The organism is Tenacibaculum sp. AHE14PA, assembly GCF_019278465.1.
Classification (GTDB): Bacteria; Bacteroidota; Bacteroidia; order Flavobacteriales; family Flavobacteriaceae; genus Polaribacter; species Polaribacter bernardetii.
In genome coordinates, this window is sequence record NZ_CP058983.1 from 1768475 (window position 1) to 1789163 (window position 20689).

A 20689-nucleotide genomic window follows, 5' to 3' on the forward strand; every position below is an offset into this window, starting at 1 on the left:
TTGTTTAGTTAATAAAAAAATTAGATAAACTAATTAATTATTTAGTTGACATTGCAGTTAACATTCCACCATATACTCCGTTTAAAGAAGATAAGTTAGTTGCTAATGATTGCATTTGTTCTTGTAAACGTTGAGAATTTTCAACTAAAGCAGAATTTAAATCAGCTTGTTTACCTGCATTTTCTACCTGTGTAGTATACAACCCGTTTAAAGATTCTAATTTTGCAGCTGCCATAGACATTTGCTCATTATATTGATTCGTAGAAGATACTGTTTTAGAAGTAGCTGTTAATCCTTCTGCTGCTCCTTGGAAGTTTTTAATACTATCTCCCAAACTAGAAATTAAAGTTGCATCTAATTTTGCTTCTTTTAAAATACCATCTAATTTTTGAGACAACATACTTTGTGCTTCTTCAGGAGAAGACTCTTTACCTTTCTTACCTAAAGATTGTCCATCTGATAATTCTGGATAAACTTTTGTCCAATCTAATTCGTCTTCAACAGGCTCAAATGCAGAAATAGCAAAAACTAATGCTTCTACAACAAGACCTAAGGTAAGAATCATACCTCCTGTAATTGGACCAAATGAAAAGTGCTGAATTTTACATAAAGCTCCTATAATTACTACAGCTGCTCCCAGACCGTAGACCATGTTAAAAATTTTCTTAGTTGATTTTGATTGTGACATAATTTTTTGATTTTTTTTGGGGATTATTATATTTATTGTTGTTTGATTACTTGCTCTTATTTGTACCTAAATAATCTTGTACAGTTCTAAAACCGATATAACTTCTAGCAGTATCAGCATATTCCCAATCACGAGAACTTACTTCTAAAAAATATGCCACATCTTTCCAAGAACCGCCACGAATAATTTTTCTTCGATTTTCTTTAATCTCTACATTAGGGTTCATTGTTGATCCCATGTAGTAAGACATTTGATTATATGCTGTGTTTGTCCATTCGGCAACATTACCAGCCATATTATACAATCCATATTCATTCGGATTAAAAGAAACAGCTTCTACAGTATATAAAGCTCCATCTGCAGCATAATCTCCTCTAACGGGTTTAAAGTTAGCTAAAAAACAACCTCTATCACTTGTTGTACTTGGCCCACCCCAAGGGTATTTACCATAGTTTAATCCACCACGAGCAGCATATTCCCATTCTGCTTCAGTTGGTAATCTAAAAGAAGGAACTAATCCTAATTTCTTTCTAGAACGCTGAAAGTTATTTTTTGTTTGTGTTCTCCAGTGACAAAATGCTTTTGCTTGGTTCCAAGTTACACCAACTACAGGATAATTTTCATAAGCTTTGTGTGCAAAATATTCTTGGTGCATTGGATCGTTGTATGAATAATTAAAATCTTTAATCCACACTGTAGTGTCCGGGTATACATTAATAACTTCATCTTTCATGAAGTCTTTTCTATTTTTACCTGTTTTAGCAGCTTGTTCGTTATCGAACCAGTAATATCTATAGTTTAATAGTTTTGTGTTAAATGTTCTTATTCCGTTTAAAGCTTCATCTTTTTTAAGGTATAAAGAATCCATCACTTCTACATAATCAACATCAGGATATTCTTGCTGTTCCCATATAAGTTCTTCTTGCCAATTTAATGGCTTTAAAGAATCCATTCCTTCTCCTAATTCATAATAGTTTTCACGCATATATTTTGCATATGGTGATTCGTTAATGGTATCCGCAGAAGCAAATGCATATAATTGAATCCCTTCTGCATTTTTACCTGCGTTAGCTGGGTCTATGTCTCCTCCTGATGCAAATTCAGCTTGGTACGCTAACTTTGTTCTTGTGATAGAATCTCTTACCCAAAACACAAATTGCTTGTATTCACTATTAGTAATTTCAGACTCATCCATATAAAAAGGCTGCACTGTAACTGTTTTAGTTGGTGCATTCATAGCTCCTAACGGGTCTTCATCTTGCTTACCCATCGTAAAAGAACCTCCAGGGATCTTAGCCATTCCGAAAGGTTTTTCTGCAAACCATTTTCTTTTCGACTTCTCTCCCACTAACTCTCCTCTGTCTCCACTTGAACCACAAGCGTAAATCAGAGATACTAACAATGCAAATATTACTATTTTTTTCATATTATTCCTTTCTTATAAAAGAGGTCGTAAACCTATTATTTTTTTTATTAAAAAACAATTACGTGTTATAATTTTTTCAAAAACAAATATAAATAGGTTTTAAACAAGCTTTTGCTGTGCTTTAAACCATCTATCAGGCATCTTTCTTTTTAACGCCTGCTCGTAATCTTTATAGTTACATGGTATTAACGCATGTCTTTTGTGTTTATTATTCGAAATTAAATTTATTTCCATCCACCAACGACCACTTTTATCACTTTTATAAAAGTTTATAGGATCATCATCACTTAAAAGTACCGTGAATTTTTGATAATTTTCTTTTGTTACAAACGGATAATCTTTTGCTCTGGCATTAACTCCTTCAATAAAATACCAAATCATTTGAGCAATTAAGCTTGCTGTTTGATTGTTTGAATCTAACCTATGATTATACTCATAAATTCCAAATGAAGTTACTTTATCACTAATCCCTGCATATCTTGCGATTGCACAGATTTCTTCTCCATAAAAACCGTTTGGTGATGCGTTATTATTTGCTGGCGCTTCACTTTGACGAACGCAGCCAATATCTACACTAACAATATCTGCATCTCTCATTATAGGCTCCACTAAAGTTACATCTTTTACTTCACCTAACCTAAAAGCATCAAAATATAATTTATCAAGTAGTTGTATTTCGTCTTGTGAATTAAAATACGTTTGATAGCCTATGTTACTATAGTTAAACAAATTATTTGGCTGCTCCATAATCACTTTACTTAAAAATGATTTAGAAGATAACTCCTCATCTATAGAACCAATATCAAATCGACTATCTACAGACACTAAGTTTACGGTTTGTTCTAAAGAATCGTAAGCTCTATAGTTTGCGTACGTTATATCTTGACTCCCACCAATTAATATCGGGATTATATTTTTCTTTAATAAAGCTTCTATAGATGATGCTACGGCAAAACAAGTATCTTTTGGCGTGCTACCTTGTTCTATATTTCCTAAATCGGCTATTTTAGTATGCCAATTACCAGGAAATAATTCATATAGTTTTTCACGAATATATTGTAACTCCTCTCCACAACCTTCATTCTCATTAGCTCCTCTACCATCTTTAACACCTATGACAGCAATATTGACACCCGATAAATCAGGAAATCCATTTTCTAAAGTGTAGACCTCAATTTTATGCCCTAAAGATGATGCAGATTGCGACATTAGATGTGCAACCACGGTATTTTTAATAGGTGTAAAAAAATTAAAACTCATCTTTTTTGGGGACTAGGGAATTGGCAATATACTAAACTTTATTTCTTTTTCGCTACTTTCTTTTTAACGACCTTCTTTTTCGCAGTTTTCTTTTTAGGTGTTTTAGCCTCTATTAACTTCACTGCTTCTTCTTTCTTCATCTTCTCGATCTCTGTAGTTTTCGGTAATTCAACTTTAATTTTACCTTTAATCACATTAAAACGACCCCAACGAGCTTTTTCTACTCGAATACCAACATCTTCCCAGTTATGAAGAACTTTATCTATTTCCTTTTGCTTTTTAACCTCAATCAACTCAATAATATCTTCATCTGAAAGATTATCGAAATCGTATTTTTTACTTACGTTGATAAAAATTGAGTTCCATTTTAAGAATGGACCAAAACGACCTACTCCTTTTTGAACTGGTAAATCTTCGTAATAATAAATTGGCGCATCTGCTTTTTGCTTTGCAACAATCAATTCTTCAGCTCTTGGCAAATCTACTTCCATCGGATTTTCGCCTTTATCTAAAGACACGAACATTGCGCCGAATTTAATATACGGTCCAAAACGACCATTAGAAACAATTACTTCTTCATCCTGAAAAGTTCCTAAGTTTTTCGGAAGCAAAAACAATTCTAATGCCTCTTCCATGGTTATTGTACCAAGGTTTTGATCTTTGTTTAAACTTGCAAATTGCTTCTCTTCATCTTCGGGAGCTCCAATTTGTGCTATTGGCCCAAACTTACCTAAACGTACTAAAACTGTTTTTCCTGATTCTGGATGCTTTCCTAAAATACGCTCTCCACTTTCTCTTTCTGCATTTTCCTTTACATCTTCTACGTTTTCATGAAATTTAGTATAGAAACCTTTTATCATTTCTATCCAGTCTTCATCTCCTTCTGAAATATCATCAAAAGAATTTTCAACTCTTGCTGTAAATCCGAAGTCAAGAATATTTGAAAAATTTGCAACTAAGAAATCATTCACAATATTCCCTATATCTGTAGGTACTAATTTGTTTTTATTTGAACCTGTTTTTTCCGTCAACATTTCACTTTCTACAGTTCCTTTAGACAAAATCATTTGTTCGTAATTTCTCTCTACCCCTTCATTATCACCTTTTTCTACATAACCTCTTCGTTGAACGGTAGAAATTGTTGGTGCATATGTTGATGGTCTACCAATACCTAACTCTTCTAATTGTTTTACTAAAGATGCCTCTGTAAAACGGTAAGGTGCGCTTGTAAAACGCTGTGTTGCGTTTATATATATATATTCTAAGCTTTCACCTGTCTTTAAATTTGGTAGCATTCCTGCCTGCTCTTCTTCTTCGTTATCTGTTCCTTCTAAATATACTTTTAAGAAACCATCAAACTTTATCATTTCACCGTTTGCAGTGAATATCTTTTTATTTCCTGAGTTCTCTATTTTAACGTTGGTACGCTCTAATTGTGCATCACTCATTTGAGAAGCCAATGTTCTTTTCCATATTAAGTCATACAACCTTGTTTGATCGTACTCACTATTTATAGAGTGTTTTTTCATCTCAGTAGGACGAATTGCTTCATGGGCTTCTTGAGCTCCTTTTGCCTTCGACTTAAAGACACGCTGCTTACTATATTCCTTTCCGTAATAATTACTAATTTCTTCTTCAGCAGCATTTCTTGCGTCTACAGATAAGTTCACACTATCTGTTCTCATATAAGTAATTAAACCGGCTTCATATAAACGCTGTGCTACTTGCATTGTTTTCGCTACAGGAAAACCTAATTTTCTAGAAGCTTCTTGCTGTAGTGTTGATGTTGTAAATGGTGCTGCTGGAGATTTTTTTGCTGGTTTTTTAGTTAAATCAGCTATAGAAAAATCGGCATCTGAACAAGACTTTAAGAAATCTTCTGCTAGTTTTTTTGAATCAAAATTCTTCGGAATTGTAGCCTTAAAAGTTTTACCTTCTGTGTTAGAAAACTGAGCAACTACTTTATAATGAGTTTCTGATTTAAAATCAAGAATACTTCGTTCTCTTTCTACAATTAAACGAACTGCTACAGATTGTACCCTACCTGCAGACAAACCACCTTTTACTTTACGCCATAAAACAGGCGATAATTCGTACCCAACAAGCCTATCTAAAACTCTACGCGCTTGTTGTGCGTTTACCATATTATAGTCTATATCTCTTGGATTTTCGACTGCTTTTAAAATGGCATTTTTTGTTATCTCGTGAAAAACAATACGTTTTGTATTGTCATCATTTAATTTTAATTGTTCTTTTAAATGCCAAGCAATTGCTTCACCCTCTCGATCCTCATCACTCGCTAACCAAACAGTTTCTGCTTTTTTTGCTAAAGCTTTTAACTTCTTAACAACGGGCTTCTTATCATCAGAAACAATGTATTTCGGACTAAAATCGCCATCAACATCAATTCCTAATTCTTTCGATGGTAAATCTGCGATATGACCATAGCTAGATTCTACTTGAAAATCTTTACCTAAAAATTTCTCAATTGTTTTTGCCTTTGCAGGTGACTCAACTATAACTAAATTCTTTGCCATATCTCTTTTCAATTATCTCTTTTTACATCAGATATATAATGATGCTTGGAATTTGCAAAAGTAGAATGTTTTTTTTAAAAAAAAACTTTTTGTTGCACTTAAGGTTTAAAATCGATTCTAAATTAACAATAAATTTCTGCCAATTTGTCATAATTTTTATATTTTGGTTGTATCTTTGCCTCCATTTTTAATATGAATATGGAGCACACTGAGAAGGTTATAGATGAAAAAGTACAAGGGCAAGCTCTTGTTACTGAGACGAAAAAAGAGAACACTAAAAAATTATTTATAGAGAGTTACGGTTGTCAAATGAACATGAACGACAGCGAAATTGTAGCTTCTATTTTAGCAGAACAAGGTTTTAACACCACACAAGTTCTAGAAGAAGCCGATTTAGTTTTAGTAAATACATGTTCTATTAGAGAGAAAGCCGAAACTACAATTCGTAAACGTTTACAAAAATACAACGCTGTTAAAAAAACAAATCCGACGATGAAAGTTGGTGTTCTTGGTTGTATGGCCGAACGTTTAAAAGAAAAATTTTTAGAGGAAGAAAAAATCGTTGATTTGGTTGTAGGACCAGATGCATATAGAGATTTACCAAACCTATTAGAGGAGATTGATGCTGGTAGAGATGCTATAAACGTAATTTTATCTAAAGAAGAAACTTATGGTGATGTTGCTCCGGTTCGTTTAAATTCTAACGGGGTTTCTGCCTTTGTATCTATTACGCGTGGTTGCGATAATATGTGTACTTTTTGTGTGGTTCCGTTTACACGTGGTCGCGAAAGAAGTAGAGATCCTAAAAGTGTTTTAGAGGAAATTAAATCGATGCATGATCAAAACTTTAAAGAAATTACTTTACTTGGTCAAAATGTAGATAGCTATTTATGGTATGGTGGTGGATTGAAAAAAGATTTTACTAAAGCTTCTGAAATAGCACAAGCTACTGCTGTAGATTTTGCTCAGTTACTAGACATGTGTGCTACTGAGTTTCCTAAAATGAGGTTCCGTTTTGCAACCTCAAATCCGCAAGACATGAGTTTAGACGTAATTCACACCATGGCAAAACATAAAAACATTTGTAAATACCTTCACCTACCTGTGCAAAGTGGAAGTAATGCAATGTTAAAAGCCATGAACCGTCAACACACTCGTGAAGAATACAAAGAATTGGTTGACAATATCTTTAAAATAATTCCAGAAATGTCTTTATCACAAGATATGATTGTTGGTTTTTGTGGTGAAACAGAAGAAGATCATCAAGATACTTTGGATTTAATGAGGTATGTAAAATACGACTTCGGTTTTATGTTTGCTTACTCTGAACGACCTGGAACATTGGCTGCCAAGAAAATGCCAGACGATGTACCATTTGCCACCAAGAAAAGACGTTTACAAGAAATTATCGATTTACAGCAAGAACACGCTTTATATAGAACACAACAACATTTAGGAAAAACTGAAGAATTCTTAATTGAAGGAACTTCTAAAAAGAACCCGAATGAATGGAAAGCTAGAAATACGCAGAACACCGTATGTGTTTTTCCTAAAGAAAATTATAAATTAGGTGAGTTTGTAATGATAAAAATAGAAGATTGTACTTCGGCTACCTTAAAAGGAACTGTGCTTGGGTATTCAGATAATAATTAATTTTTAGAAAAGAGCAGCAAGAGAAAACATCAACCCTTTTCTCTTATTCTTTTTTCTCTATTCTAAAGAAAAAATATGGAAAACCTACAAGCAATAAAACAACGATTTGGTATTATCGGTAACGATACACAATTAAACCGTGCTATAGAAAAATCTATTCGTGTAGCCCCAACTGATATTTCAGTTTTAGTTACTGGAGAAAGTGGCGTAGGTAAAGAAAGTATTCCTAGAATAATTCACCAATTATCACACAGAAAACACGCTAAATACATTGCTGTTAACTGTGGAGCAATTCCTGAAGGAACGATTGACAGTGAACTTTTCGGTCATGAAAAGGGCGCTTTTACAGGAGCCACTGCTGCTCGTAAAGGGTATTTTGAAGTTGCGGATGGCGGAACCATTTTTTTAGATGAAGTAGGTGAATTACCATTAACAACACAAGTACGTTTATTACGTGTTTTAGAAAATGGTGAGTTTATAAAAGTAGGATCATCACAAGTACAAAAAACTGACGTTCGTATTGTTGCAGCTACCAATGTAAACATGCAACAAGCTATTTCAAAAGAAAAATTTAGAGAAGATTTATATTATCGTTTAAGTACCATTGAAATCGACTTACCTGCTTTACGCGACCGTAATGAAGATATTCACTTGCTTTTTAGAAAATTTGCTTCTGATTTTGCTCAAAAGTACCGAATGCCAACAATTCGTTTAGATGATAATGCTACAAAAGTATTGTTAAACTATCGTTTTCCTGGTAACATTCGTCAGTTAAGAAACTTAGCCGAACAAATTTCTGTTGTAGAAGAAAGTCGTTTAATTACTGCCGAAAAACTAGTGCAATACCTTCCAAAGAACAATGGAAACCTTCCTGCAGTAATCGGTAAACAATCTAGCAATTCTGATTTTGCGAACGAACGAGATATTATGTATAAAATCTTGTTTGATATGCGTAACGACATTAACGATCTAAAAAAATTAACCTTAGATTTAATGCAAAACGGAGACGCTGAACAAGTGAAAGAAGAAAATCACGGATTAATAGAACGTATTTATCAAGAAACAGAAAAACCAGAAGATCATAACTTCGAGGTTGTTAAAATTCCGCAATCATCATCTACTCAAAATAATTACGAATATGCTGAAACAATTGAGGAAGACGAAAACTTATCATTACAAGAAAAAGAAATTGAAATGATTCGAAAATCGTTAGAAAAAAACAGCAACAAACGTAAGTTAGCTGCAAAAGAATTAGGTATTTCTGAACGAACTTTATACCGAAAAATAAAACAATACGATTTATAAAATATTCGTTAAAATTATACTCTTTGAATTGTTTACTTTTGATTTTATGAAAAAACTTTTTTACAATATTCTTTTTATTACCACATCAATTATATTAATAAGTTGTGGCGCCTATTCATTTACTGGAGGAAATACCGGTAATGCTAAAACCATTCAGATTGATTTCTTTCCGAATCAGGCTCCTTTAATAGAACCAACGTTAAGTCAGGAATTTACACAAAATCTTCGCGATTTATTTACACGTCAAACAAATTTAACCTTAGTTAACTCTAACGGAGACTTGCATTTTTCTGGAGAAATAACCGATTATCGAATTACACCTATGAGTGCTACCGCAAATCAAACTGCAGCACAAAATCGATTAACAATTTCTGTAAATGTTATCTATGAAAACAAGTTAGAAGAAAAAGATAATTTCGAAAAACGTTTTTCTTTTTACTACGATTACGGAGCTACACAACAACTGTCTGGCGGTGTATTAGATACTGCTTTAAAAGAAATTTTAGAAAGAATCACACAAGATATTTTCAATGCATCTGTTGCTAAGTGGTAAATAATTGGATAAAAAAAAATACATACATGTTCTAAAGAAGCCAAGTGCTATTTCGCAAGAAATTAGTACTGAGCTTAAAAATGTTATCCAACAATATCCTTATTTTCAATCAGCAAGAACTTTAGAGTTAAAAACTTTAAAAAATAAAGACAGTTTTAAATACAATAACGAATTAAAAATAACAGCAGCTTACACCATAGATCGTAGTGTTTTATTTGATTTTATCACCTCTAAGTCTTTTAAAGAAATTTCGAATCTGAAAGAGAAAAAAGCGAGTTTAAAAGAAATCCTTCTTCCTAATAAAAAAGAAACTACAAATATTGAGAAAGATTTAGCTATAGGTAAACCTTTAGCTTTTACTAAAAGTGAATCATTTTCATTTAATCAATGGCTACAACTCTCTTCTAAAAATGTAATAACAAGAGATGCTATTTCAAGCAAAAAAGAGGTTATTACTCCTATAAACTTAGAAAAAAACGCAATTATTGATCGTTTTATTGAGAAATCACCTAAAATATCTCGTCCAAGTAAAACAAACCCATCGGAGATTAAAACCACTTTAAGTAAGCAAAATTCTCAATTAGCAACCGAAACACTAGCCAAGGTTTATCTAGAACAAAAAAAATATGAAAGCGCAATACAAGCTTATAAAATATTAAGTTTGAAATATCCAGAAAAAAGTGGTTTCTTTGCAGACCAAATTAAGAGAATACAAATTTTACAAAAAAATAAATAATGACTACGTATACTTTACTTTTAGTTTTAATATTGATTGTTGCAATAGCATTAATCTTAATCGTAATGGTTCAAAACCCTAAAGGTGGCGGATTATCTTCTTCTTTTGGAGGTGGTGGTGCTCAGAACATTGGTGGAGTACAAAACACTAATAGTTTTTTAGACAGAACTACATGGACTTTAGCAATTACAATGTTTGCTTTAATTTTACTAGCTAACTTCGCTATTCCTAGAGGAAATTCAGCAGATGCTCCTCAATTAGATAGTACTTTAGAAAATGTAGAAACTACAGCTCCTGTTGCAGCTCCTACAACAAACGATACTACAAAAGATAGTGTAAACTAATCTTAACAACATATAATATCAAATGCCAACGTAATGACACGTTGGCATTTTTTTTGCACATATTTTTCGTTGATTTAGAAAAAGTGGCATATAATTTTTAATGGCATAATTTCTGACTATTTTTAACCAATAATAACAACTACTTAATCATAACTTATATAAAAATGGGATTAAATATTAAACCTTTAGCAGATAGAGTTCTTATAGAACCAGCTGCTGCAGAAACCAAGACAGCATCAGGACTTATTATTCCTGATAACGCCAAGGAAAAACCACAAAAAGGTACTGTTGTTGCCATAGGAAATGGAACCAAAGATGAACCTTTAACGGTAAAAATTGGTGATACTGTTTTATACGGAAAGTATGCAGGTACAGAATTAAAATATGAAGGAAGTGATTATTTAATTATGAGAGAAAGCGACATTTTCGCTATCATATAATTTATTCACTCACCTAATAATTAATAAAAAATAGATCATAAAATGGCAAAAGATATAAAATTTGATGTAGACGCTCGTGACGGTTTAAAACGTGGAGTAGATGCATTAGCAAATGCAGTAAAAGTAACTCTAGGTCCTAAAGGAAGAAATGTAATTATTTCTAAATCTTTCGGCGCACCACATGTAACTAAAGATGGTGTTACTGTTGCAAAAGAAATTGAGTTAGAAGATTCTTTAGAGAATATGGGAGCTCAAATGGTAAAAGAAGTTGCTTCTAAAACTAACGATTTAGCTGGTGATGGAACTACAACCGCAACCGTATTAGCACAAGCTATTGTTAAAGAAGGTTTAAAAAACGTTGCTGCAGGTGCAAATCCTATGGATTTAAAACGTGGTATTGACAAAGCTGTTACTGCAATTACTGAGGATTTAGCAAAGCAATCTCAAGAAGTTGGTAACTCATCAGAAAAAATACAACAAGTTGCTTCAATCTCGGCAAACAACGATAAAGTTATTGGTGATTTAATCGCTACCGCTTTCGGTAAAGTTGGTAAAGAAGGTGTTATTACTGTTGAAGAAGCTAAAGGAATGGAGACTTATGTTGACGTTGTGGAAGGAATGCAATTCGACCGTGGATATTTATCTCCATACTTTGTAACTGATGCTGATAAAATGGTGGCTACTTTAGAGAATCCTTACATCTTATTATTTGATAAAAAGATCTCTAACTTACAAGAAATTCTACCAATATTAGAACCTGTTTCTCAATCTGGAAGACCTTTATTAATTATTGCTGAAGATGTTGACGGACAAGCATTGGCTACTTTAGTTGTTAATAAATTACGTGGTGGTTTAAAAATTGCTGCTGTAAAAGCTCCTGGATTTGGTGATCGTAGAAAAGCAATGTTAGAAGATATTTCTATATTAACTGGTGGAACTGTTATTTCTGAAGAAAGAGGTTTTTCTTTAGAAAACGCTACTTTAGATCTATTAGGAACTGCTGAAACAGTAACTATCGATAAAGACAATACTACTATTGTTAACGGTGCTGGTAATGAAGAGCTAATTAAAGGTCGTGTAAACCAAATTAAAGCACAAATTGAAACTACTACTTCTGATTACGATCGTGAGAAATTACAAGAGCGCTTAGCGAAGTTAGCTGGTGGAGTTGCTGTTTTATATGTTGGAGCTGCTTCTGAAGTAGAAATGAAAGAAAAGAAAGATCGTGTCGATGATGCTTTACATGCAACTCGTGCTGCTGTAGAAGAAGGTATTGTTGCTGGTGGTGGTGTTGCTTTAGTACGTGCTAAAAAAGTACTAGAATCATTAGTTACTGAAAACTTAGACGAAACTACAGGTGTACAAATCGTTAATAAAGCTATTGAAGCGCCTTTAAGAACAATTGTTGAAAACGCTGGTGGCGAAGGATCTGTTGTTATTAATAAAGTGCTAGAGGGTAAAAAAGATTTTGGTTACGATGCTAAAGCTGAAGTATATGTTGATATGCTAGAAGCTGGAATTATTGATCCTAAAAAAGTTACTCGTGTAGCGTTAGAAAATGCAGCTTCTGTTGCTGGTATGATTTTAACGACCGAATGTGCTTTAATAGATATTAAAGAAGATGCTCCTGCAATGCCTCCAATGGGTGGTGGGATGCCTGGAATGATGTAATGGCGAGAAGCTCGACACCTAAATATTTAAAAAACCTCGAAACGTTAATGCTTCGAGGTTTTTTCTTTTTTATATTTTTTTTATGATTATTGAGACTTAATATTTAAAGGCTCTCATTTTTCATTAAATAAGAGTACCTATAACTTTATAAAAAAACCTCGAGAAACTTCTCGAGGTTTTTTTTATTTAAGATAACAACTTCTATTCTAGTAAATTAAGTGAACTTCTTTAAAAAAAAACAATTAAATTAAGAAATAATTAACTTTTCGGTACAATACTTGTTAAATATTCATTAATTATTTAAAAAAAATATTGATATGAAAACAAAAACCCTAAAAATCTATATAAAAAAACATAACTAAGAACCAACTTCCAACAAAACCATTAAACACAATTTTGATGGGTTTACTTAAAAAAAATCAAAACAAAAATTGCTAAAAAACATGAAAAAAATTACAATACTAATACTACTATTAAGTTCGTTTAATATTCTTAGTCAGAATATTCATAAAATTGATTCAGCTTATGTAAGCTACTTTGAAAACACGAGAGAAACACCTTATTTACATTTAAATAAAACCTCTTTTTTAAAAGGCGAAGAAATATGGTTTCAAGCCTATGTAATAGAACAAAACTCCAAAAAATTACACAAAACGACCTCAAACCTCTATGTTTCAATATTTAATGATCAAAAACAAATAAAAGATCAGTTTCTAATTCATATTAAAAAGGGAATAGGAAAAGGTAGCATTACTTTAGATTCAACATTTACAGAAGGAAATTACTATATAAAAGCATCTACTAATTGGATGAAAAACTTTAAGGAAAGTAATTCATATAATCAAAAAATTAAAATTATTTCATCCTCTAAAAAAGATAAAAAATTAATTAATGAAGAAAATTTTTACGAATTTAAAATACTCCCTGAAGGCGGGCATGTTCTTGAAAATACTATTAATAATCTTGGTATATTAATTAAAGATAAAAATGGTAATGGTATAAAAATTAAGAGCGGAAACATTAAGAATAAGTCAAAAAAAATAATTACTACTTTTAAAACAAATTCATTTGGTTTAGGTAATGTTAATTTCTTTTTTAAGAAAAATGAAAGTTATGAATTTGAAGCTATGCTTGAAAACGGAATAATTATAAAAGCTGCACCTCCAGAATCTAAAAAAAATGGATTAAACTTAAGAGTTGTTAACTCTAACCCTAAATTTTTATCAATTAACTTAAAAACAAATAAAAATAGCGTTCCTAAACTTATTCAGTCTGATGTTACTGTTTTTATTCACAACACAAATAAATACAAGAAATTCAAGATAAAAATTAATGAAAAAAGTCATAAATATGCTTTACTTATTAATAAAAACGAATTACCATTTGGTCTTAATACAATAACTGTATTTAACAACAACAAACCTATACTAGAAAGATTAATTTTTATTAATAATGAATCTTTATTTTCTAAAATAGAAACAAAAAACACCACTATTAATTCAGACTCTTTAGAGATAAATTTAAAAAACACTACAAATGAAACAACCCATTTAAGCACATCTTTTTTACCATTAATTACAAAAGCTTATGCCCCACAAAACAGTATTGTTACTAGTACATTTTTTAAACCTTTTATTAAAGGTGACATTCAAAATTATAAATATTACTTAACTAATATTAATCAAAAAAAACTTAGAGACCTCGATTTACTGTTAATCACACAAGGATGGACAAAATATAACTGGAATGATATTTTTAATAACACCCCTAAAACAAAATTTAATTTCGAAAACGGAATTAACATTATTTTGAAATCAAATACAAAAAGTAACAACCCTGTTTTAATGTATTCTCCAGAAAATAAAATTGTAAGAGAAATTAAATCTCTTAAAACACCTTATGTTTTAAAAAATACTTTTATTAAAAAGAATAGCGTTATCAAATTCGGTATAAAAAGTCAAGACAATATTTTTGAAACTACTCCTATTTTATCTTACTCTAAAAACTCTTTAAAAGAGTCTTTAAATTACAATTACAAGACCGAAAACTCTGAATTAGACTATTCTTCATTTAAATATTTACCTAATGATTTTGAATTCTTAAACGAAGTTATGGTTAAGGCTAATAAAAGAAAAACCAATAGTAATGTTTATTTAGCAAACTCATTATTTAACAGTTTTAAAATGAAAGATATTATGATTGGATCGGGAGAAACGGTAATGGATTTCATCACTTATAAAACTGGAAAAAGGCTAAATACCATTAATGACATAGCGGGAACTCTCACTACTAAAACAGAGGAAAACATCAGCAAAGGGCAAATAGTAGAAAAGAGCTCAAGAACTAGACACTTAGAAGCTCGTGCCAAAGAAAGAGCAAACGCAATGCCTGGAAGCTTATTAGATTTAGCAGTAATAATAAATGGTAATAACAGGAGTCATGATCCTTCAATACTTGAAGGAATGCTCTTAGAAGATGTAGAAGAAATTTCATTTGGTAACAGCTCTCCTAGTGCTGCTACCGAAGTACATATTAAAACACTTACTCCTTTGCAGCTTAAAACTAAGAAAACAAAAATGAGTACCGTAAAATTACCTTATGGCTTTAGTAATGACAAAGAATATTACAACCCGAAATACCCTTCTTATTCTAACAAAACATATCAGCATTTTGGCGCTGTATATTGGAAATCAAACATAAAAATACCAGCTAATTCTAGTATCAGTTTTAAGATACCTAAAAATCAACAAAAGAAAATAAAAATGTTTATCGAAGGAATGTCTGAAAAAGGAAAAGTAATCTCTGAAGAAATAATATTAAAATAATTTTACACTATGTAGAACGTAGGATTTTAAATCTTACGTTCTACAACATAATCAATCATTTGTTGTAGTGAGCTTTTGTATGCTGATTCCGGAAAGTTATTTAATATTGCTAATGCCTTATTTTTATAACTATGCATTTTAGTTGTTGCATACTCTAAGCCGCCATTCGTGTTTACAAAAGCTATAACTTCTTTTACACGTTTTTTATTAGTGTTATGCTTTTTTACAGAGTTTATCAACCAAGATTTTTCTTTTTTAGAACAGTTGTTTAAAGTGTAAATTAAAGGAAGGGTCATCTTCTGTTCCTTTATATCAATACCTGTAGGTTTTCCTATTTTATCTTCAGTATAATCAAATAAATCATCTTTAATTTGAAAAGCAATTCCAATATACTCTCCAAACTTTCGCATTTGCTGCACAACATCATTACTTGCTCCTACTGATGCCGCTCCAATACCACAACAAGCAGCAATTAAAGTTGCTGTTTTCTGTCTGATAATTTCAAAATAAATTTCCTCGGTAATATTTAGTTTTCGTGCTTTCTCTATCTGCAGTAATTCACCTTCACTCATTTCACGCACTGCGATAGAAATCAGTTTAAGAATATCAAAATCTTCATTATCAATAGACAATAACAATCCTTTTGACAATAAAAAATCACCTACTAAAACAGCTATTTTATTTTTCCAAAGTGCATTTACAGAGAAGAATCCACGGCGACGATTACTATCATCCACCACATCATCATGTACCAAAGTTGCAGTATGAATTAATTCTACTACTGAAGCCCCTCGGTAAGTTCGTTCGTCAAAACCACCATCAGAAACCATTTTGGCTACTAAAAAAACAAACATCGGTCGCATTTGTTTTCCTTTTCGACGAACAATATAATACGTAATTCTATTTAATAAGGGAACTTTTGATAACATCGAATCTTTGAACTTAGTTTCAAAGAGTTCCATTTCATTTTTAATAGGAAGTTTAATTTGTTCTACTGGCTTCATTGTTTATCAAAAGTAAGATTTTTTTTAGTTTTCAATAGCTCTAATTCTTTTTAATCTAGCCCAAGCTAATTTATGCCTTCTTTTGTAAAAAGACATAGTTCCTCTGTCTAATCCGTAATAAAATAAACAAATTCCCGAAGGCGGGTTTCCACTTGGCAAAAACTCAAAAGTATTAAACGCAATTTTTGGCCAAGACCAAGTATTTAATGAGGTTCCTATAAGTTCTGCATACACAACTACAACATACATTGTTAAATAAAACAATTTTTCTTTAGGATACTTTCGTAATGAATAGAAAACCAGAAGTGTCATAACAAAGCCAAAGACATCTTTTTTAAATACTAAAAAAACGAATGCATATACAGCTATGAAGATGGTTAGAAAAAGGTTTATTTTTTTTGCATTTAATTTTACTTTAGATTTTTTTGAAAAGCTATATACTCCTAAAAACACTAACGCATGTCCAAAAGGAGTATAATGTGGTACATTATACAACCTGTATGAATACATCCCTAAAATTAATGAAAAAAAATATTCTCCAATTACGCCAATAAATAATGCATAAATAAGTTGTTCTCTAGTTCTTGATGTGCCTTTATAATAACAATAAATAAAAACTAAAATTACACAGACAGTATTAATCCATTGAGAGTGTTCAAAATAATTTTTTGAAAAATAACCACTATCAAAAAATAGCCCTAAGAAAAGGATAAAAAGAATCCAGCCTAAAGACTGGAACGTTTGACCTAATAGGGTTTTTGAATTCATTACGATTTATTAGCTAATTGTCCACAAGCTGCATCGATATCTTTTCCGCGAGAGCGACGAACATTTACCGTAATATCATGCATTTCTAAATTAGATATATAATTGTTGATTGCTTCTGGGCTAGCTTGTTGAAACTCTCCATCGTCAATAGGGTTATATTCTATTAAATTAACCTTACAAGGAACGTATTTGCAAAACTGAATTAAGGCATTAATATCCTCTCTTTTATCGTTAATTCCTCCCCAAACTACATATTCGTACGTAATCATTCTCTCGGTTTTCTCGTACCAATACTCTAACGCTTCTTTTAAGTCTTTTAAAGGAAAAGTAGCATTAAACGGCATGATAGACGTACGAACTTCATCAATAGCTGAATGCAATGAAACAGCTAAGTTAAACTTCACCTCATCATCTGCCATTTTTTTAATTATTTTAGGAACGCCTGATGTAGAAACTGTAATACGTTTAGGAGACATTCCTAAACCTTCTGGAGACGTAATTTTATCGATTGATTTAATTACATTATTGTAATTCATCAATGGCTCTCCCATTCCCATAAAAACAATATTAGATAGTTTTCTATCATAATACAATAGGCTTTCTTTGTTAATGGCTGCTACTTGATCGTAAATTTCATCTGGATTTAAGTTTCGCATTCTTTTTAAACGCGATGTTGCGCAGAAACGACAATCTAAACTACAACCAACTTGGCTAGAAACACAAGCAGTTGTTCGTGTTTTTGTTGGTATTAAAACAGATTCGACCACTAAACCATCGTGTAAACGAACTGCATTTTTTACAGTACCGTCTTTACTACGTTGCATATTATCAACCTGAATATGGTTGATAACAAAATTTTCGTCTAGCATTTTACGAGTGTCTTTCGATAAATTGGTCATATCATCAAACGAATGTGCCGATTTGCTCCATAACCATTCATATATCTGATTACCACGAAATGCTTTATCTCCGTTTGCTACAAAAAAATCACGTAATTGTTCTTTTGATAATGCGCGTATGTCTTTTTTCTTAACTTCCATTGGGTGCAAAAATACACAAAACCTCACAAGTAATCTTGTGAGGTTTTATAATTCATTTAAATCTATACTATTATAAAATCAACATCGCATCTCCGTACGAGTGAAATTTATATTTTTCTTTAATTGCTTCTTGGTATGCTTCCATCATAAAATCGTGTCCTGCAAAGGCAGAAACAGTCATCATTAATGTTGATTTTGGTGTATGAAAGTTTGTAATCATACAGTTTGCAACACTAAAATCAAATGGAGGAAAGATAAATTTATTTGTCCAACCGTCAAATTCCTTTAACTTACGCTTAGATGTAATTGCAGATTCTGTTGCTCTCATTACAGTTGTACCAACAGCACAAACTCTTTTCTTTTTATCTAAAGCACTGTTAACCATATCTGCAGTAGCTTGCGTTACATTTATCTTTTCAGAATCCATTTTATGCTTTGATAAATCTTCAACCTCAACAGGATTAAAAGTACCTAAACCTACATGTAACGTAGTTTCTGCAAAATCTACTCCTTTAATTTCTAAACGTTTCATTAAATGTTTAGAAAAATGTAAACCTGCTGCTGGTGCTGCCACAGCTCCTTCATGCTTTGCGTAGATTGTTTGGTAACGATCTTCATCTGTAGCCTCTACCTCACGCTTTATATATTTAGGTAATGGTGTTTCCCCTAACTTCACTAATTTTTCTCTAAACTCTTCGTAAGGTCCGTCGTATAAGAAACGTAAAGTTCTACCTCTTGATGTTGTATTGTCAATAACCTCTGCTACTAAACTTTCGTCATCGCCAAAAAACAATTTGTTTCCGATTCTTATTTTTCTTGCTGGATCTACTAATACATCCCACAAACGGTTTTCAGCATTTAACTCACGTAATAAAAACACTTCAATACGAGCTCCAGTTTTTTCTTTATTCCCGTACATACGAGCAGGAAAAACCTTTGTATTGTTTAGCATCATTACATCTCCTTCATCAAAATAATTGATTAAATCTTTAAATAATTTATGTTCAATTTTTTGAGTATCTCTGTGTAACACCATTAAACGTGCTTCATCTCTATGCTCTGATGGATATTCTGCTAATAATTCATCTGGTAATTCAAAACTAAAATTCGATAACTTCATAAATCTTTTTTTCGTATGTGCAAATATACGATTTGGACATAGGCCTTGTCAAGTGATTCTCCTTTTATTTTCCTTTAATCGTTTCTATTCCTACTTGTTGCATATCTTTCCAAAAATTACGATACGATTTAGTTACCACTTCGGCTTCTAAAATAACAATTGGCGTCTTTAATGCTAACGGTGCAAATGCCATTGCCATTCTATGATCGTTATAAGTAGCAATCTCAATATTTTTTTTAATTTCTTCGGATGTTTTTAAGTGCAAACTTTCGTTGGTTACAGATATATCTCCACCTAACTTCGTTAATTCTTCTTTTAAAGCCTCTAACCGATCGGTTTCTTTTATTTTTAAGGTATGTAACCCTGATAAATCACAAGCAACACCTAATCCAAAACAAGTTACTGCAATTGTTTGAGCAATATCTGGCGCATTTTTCAAATTCTCCGTTAAAATGGCTGTATTATGTAGTGCTTCTTTCGTTAAAACAATGGTATTTTCTTGAAACGTAGTTACAACTCCAAAATGATTATAAATTCTTGCTAAGCAGTTATCACCCTGTAAACTATCTTTTTTATAGGCTGATAATTTTACAGACGATCCTATTTCACTCAATGCAATTAACGAATAAAAATAAGAAGCAGAACTCCAATCTGATTCTACTACGATATCTTGAGTAGAAACTTCAGATTGGTTTATAATAGTAATAATATTCCCTTCAAAACTTGCATAAACACCTATTTGATGTAACAAGGTTAATGTCATTTTTATATACGGAACAGAAGTAATATTTCCTTTCAATTCAATTGTTAATCCGTTTTTTAAACTCGGTGCAATTAACATTAAAGCAGAAATATACTGACTACTTACATTGCCATCAATAGCAACTTTAGCTATCAATAATTCTTTCCCTGTAATTTTTATTGGTGGATAGCCGTCTTTTTCTAAATACTCAATATCAGCTCCTAAATCGCGCAGCGCATCTACCAAAATTTTGATTGGTCGATTATGCATTCTCTCGGATCCTTGTAAAACTTTCACAGCATCTTTTTTACTTGCAAAAAAAGCAGTTAAAAAACGCATTGCAGTACCTGCATGACCAATATCTGCAATTTCATTTTCTGACGACAACGCTTCTTGTAAATGATGTGTATCATCAGAATCTGATAAATTATGAATTGTAATATTCGGATATAATTGTTGTAAAATTAATAACCTGTTAGATTCACTTTTTGAACCCGAAATAGTTATTTCGGCATTAATTTTAGTACCTTTTTTTGTTGCTAATTGTAAGTTCATTTATGTAGACTTCCTTATTTTA

The 20689-nt window shown here is 31.8% G+C and carries 17 protein-coding genes; 8 read left to right on the forward strand and 9 right to left on the reverse strand.

Annotation, left to right across the window (positions count from 1 at the left end; translation table 11 throughout):
- Nucleotides 1-37: 37 nt before the first annotated feature.
- The 4 genes from gldL to topA form a co-directional block, all read right to left on the reverse strand.
- Nucleotides 38-688 (reverse strand): gliding motility protein GldL, encoded by a 651-nt coding sequence (gldL, locus tag H0I30_RS08100; protein WP_218771364.1) that lies wholly within the window; start codon nucleotides 686-688, stop codon nucleotides 38-40.
- Between the two features lie 46 nt (nucleotides 689-734).
- Nucleotides 735-2114 carry a gliding motility lipoprotein GldK gene (gene gldK / locus H0I30_RS08105; protein WP_218771365.1) on the reverse strand — a complete coding sequence of 460 codons (1380 nt, stop codon included), beginning with the start codon at nucleotides 2112-2114 and terminating at the stop codon, nucleotides 735-737.
- Nucleotides 2115-2213: 99 nt separating this feature from the next.
- Entirely contained in the window at nucleotides 2214-3374 is a 1161-nt protein-coding gene (locus tag H0I30_RS08110; protein ID WP_218771366.1) for a formimidoylglutamase, read from the reverse strand.
- Between the two features lie 38 nt (nucleotides 3375-3412).
- Nucleotides 3413-5911 carry a type I DNA topoisomerase gene (gene topA / locus H0I30_RS08115; RefSeq protein WP_218771367.1) on the reverse strand — a complete coding sequence of 833 codons (2499 nt, stop codon included), beginning with the start codon at nucleotides 5909-5911 and terminating at the stop codon, nucleotides 3413-3415.
- Nucleotides 5912-6109: 198 nt separating this feature from the next.
- On the opposite strand from topA, the gene miaB reads away from it, so the two are divergent.
- The 8 genes from miaB to H0I30_RS08155 all read left to right on the forward strand — a co-directional run bounded on the left by miaB (nucleotide 6110) and on the right by H0I30_RS08155 (nucleotide 15438).
- The gene (miaB, locus tag H0I30_RS08120; protein ID WP_218773501.1) at nucleotides 6110-7564 is read left to right on the forward strand and encodes a tRNA (N6-isopentenyl adenosine(37)-C2)-methylthiotransferase MiaB; all 1455 of its coding nucleotides are present in this window, start codon (nucleotides 6110-6112) and stop codon (nucleotides 7562-7564) included.
- 75 nt (nucleotides 7565-7639) lie between these two features.
- Nucleotides 7640-8869 (forward strand): sigma 54-interacting transcriptional regulator, encoded by a 1230-nt coding sequence (locus H0I30_RS08125; protein WP_218771368.1) that lies wholly within the window; start codon nucleotides 7640-7642, stop codon nucleotides 8867-8869.
- 46 nt (nucleotides 8870-8915) lie between these two features.
- Nucleotides 8916-9422 (forward strand): LptE family protein, encoded by a 507-nt coding sequence (locus H0I30_RS08130; protein WP_218771369.1) that lies wholly within the window; start codon nucleotides 8916-8918, stop codon nucleotides 9420-9422.
- Between the two features lie 4 nt (nucleotides 9423-9426).
- Nucleotides 9427-10158 (forward strand): hypothetical protein, encoded by a 732-nt coding sequence (locus tag H0I30_RS08135; RefSeq protein WP_218771370.1) that lies wholly within the window; start codon nucleotides 9427-9429, stop codon nucleotides 10156-10158.
- Entirely contained in the window at nucleotides 10158-10502 is a 345-nt protein-coding gene (gene secG, locus H0I30_RS08140; protein ID WP_218771371.1) for a preprotein translocase subunit SecG, read from the forward strand. The genes H0I30_RS08135 and secG overlap by 1 nt, the downstream gene beginning before the upstream one ends.
- 164 nt (nucleotides 10503-10666) lie before the next feature.
- Nucleotides 10667-10942 (forward strand): co-chaperone GroES, encoded by a 276-nt coding sequence (groES, locus tag H0I30_RS08145; protein WP_218771372.1) that lies wholly within the window; start codon nucleotides 10667-10669, stop codon nucleotides 10940-10942.
- Nucleotides 10943-10984: 42 nt separating this feature from the next.
- Nucleotides 10985-12613 carry a chaperonin GroEL gene (gene groL / locus H0I30_RS08150; RefSeq protein ID WP_218771373.1) on the forward strand — a complete coding sequence of 543 codons (1629 nt, stop codon included), beginning with the start codon at nucleotides 10985-10987 and terminating at the stop codon, nucleotides 12611-12613.
- Nucleotides 12614-13056: 443 nt separating this feature from the next.
- Complete coding sequence (locus H0I30_RS08155; protein WP_218771374.1) at nucleotides 13057-15438, forward strand: hypothetical protein; 2382 nt, start codon at nucleotides 13057-13059, stop codon at nucleotides 15436-15438.
- A gap of 26 nt (nucleotides 15439-15464) precedes the next feature.
- Here H0I30_RS08155 and H0I30_RS08160 read toward each other — a convergent pair whose 3' ends face one another.
- The 5 genes from H0I30_RS08160 to H0I30_RS08180 all read right to left on the reverse strand — a co-directional run bounded on the left by H0I30_RS08160 (nucleotide 15465) and on the right by H0I30_RS08180 (nucleotide 20667).
- Complete coding sequence (locus H0I30_RS08160) at nucleotides 15465-16442, reverse strand: polyprenyl synthetase family protein (RefSeq protein WP_218771375.1); 978 nt, start codon at nucleotides 16440-16442, stop codon at nucleotides 15465-15467.
- Between the two features lie 24 nt (nucleotides 16443-16466).
- The gene (locus H0I30_RS08165; RefSeq protein ID WP_218771376.1) at nucleotides 16467-17210 is read right to left on the reverse strand and encodes a hypothetical protein; all 744 of its coding nucleotides are present in this window, start codon (nucleotides 17208-17210) and stop codon (nucleotides 16467-16469) included.
- The gene (gene rlmN / locus H0I30_RS08170) at nucleotides 17210-18250 is read right to left on the reverse strand and encodes a 23S rRNA (adenine(2503)-C(2))-methyltransferase RlmN (protein ID WP_218771377.1); all 1041 of its coding nucleotides are present in this window, start codon (nucleotides 18248-18250) and stop codon (nucleotides 17210-17212) included. The genes H0I30_RS08165 and rlmN overlap by 1 nt, the downstream gene beginning before the upstream one ends.
- A 70-nt stretch (nucleotides 18251-18320) precedes the next feature.
- Nucleotides 18321-19370 (reverse strand): tRNA preQ1(34) S-adenosylmethionine ribosyltransferase-isomerase QueA, encoded by a 1050-nt coding sequence (gene queA / locus H0I30_RS08175; protein WP_218771378.1) that lies wholly within the window; start codon nucleotides 19368-19370, stop codon nucleotides 18321-18323.
- Nucleotides 19371-19434: 64 nt separating this feature from the next.
- Entirely contained in the window at nucleotides 19435-20667 is a 1233-nt protein-coding gene (locus H0I30_RS08180) for a 3-phosphoshikimate 1-carboxyvinyltransferase (RefSeq protein ID WP_218771379.1), read from the reverse strand.
- Between the last annotated feature and the right edge of the window lie 22 nt (nucleotides 20668-20689).

Coding starts and splice junctions, on each gene's coding strand:
- gldL (WP_218771364.1), bottom strand. CDS start 688: ATGTCACAATCAAAATCAACTAAGAAAATTTTTAACATGGTCTACGGT.
- gldK (WP_218771365.1), bottom strand. CDS start 2,114: ATGAAAAAAATAGTAATATTTGCATTGTTAGTATCTCTGATTTACGCT.
- H0I30_RS08110 (WP_218771366.1), bottom strand. CDS start 3,374: ATGAGTTTTAATTTTTTTACACCTATTAAAAATACCGTGGTTGCACAT.
- topA (WP_218771367.1), bottom strand. CDS start 5,911: ATGGCAAAGAATTTAGTTATAGTTGAGTCACCTGCAAAGGCAAAAACA.
- miaB (WP_218773501.1), top strand. CDS start 6,110: ATGGAGCACACTGAGAAGGTTATAGATGAAAAAGTACAAGGGCAAGCT.
- H0I30_RS08125 (WP_218771368.1), top strand. CDS start 7,640: ATGGAAAACCTACAAGCAATAAAACAACGATTTGGTATTATCGGTAAC.
- H0I30_RS08130 (WP_218771369.1), top strand. CDS start 8,916: ATGAAAAAACTTTTTTACAATATTCTTTTTATTACCACATCAATTATA.
- secG (WP_218771371.1), top strand. CDS start 10,158: ATGACTACGTATACTTTACTTTTAGTTTTAATATTGATTGTTGCAATA.
- groES (WP_218771372.1), top strand. CDS start 10,667: ATGGGATTAAATATTAAACCTTTAGCAGATAGAGTTCTTATAGAACCA.
- groL (WP_218771373.1), top strand. CDS start 10,985: ATGGCAAAAGATATAAAATTTGATGTAGACGCTCGTGACGGTTTAAAA.
- H0I30_RS08155 (WP_218771374.1), top strand. CDS start 13,057: ATGAAAAAAATTACAATACTAATACTACTATTAAGTTCGTTTAATATT.
- H0I30_RS08160 (WP_218771375.1), bottom strand. CDS start 16,442: ATGAAGCCAGTAGAACAAATTAAACTTCCTATTAAAAATGAAATGGAA.
- H0I30_RS08165 (WP_218771376.1), bottom strand. CDS start 17,210: ATGAATTCAAAAACCCTATTAGGTCAAACGTTCCAGTCTTTAGGCTGG.
- rlmN (WP_218771377.1), bottom strand. CDS start 18,250: ATGGAAGTTAAGAAAAAAGACATACGCGCATTATCAAAAGAACAATTA.
- queA (WP_218771378.1), bottom strand. CDS start 19,370: ATGAAGTTATCGAATTTTAGTTTTGAATTACCAGATGAATTATTAGCA.
- H0I30_RS08180 (WP_218771379.1), bottom strand. CDS start 20,667: ATGAACTTACAATTAGCAACAAAAAAAGGTACTAAAATTAATGCCGAA.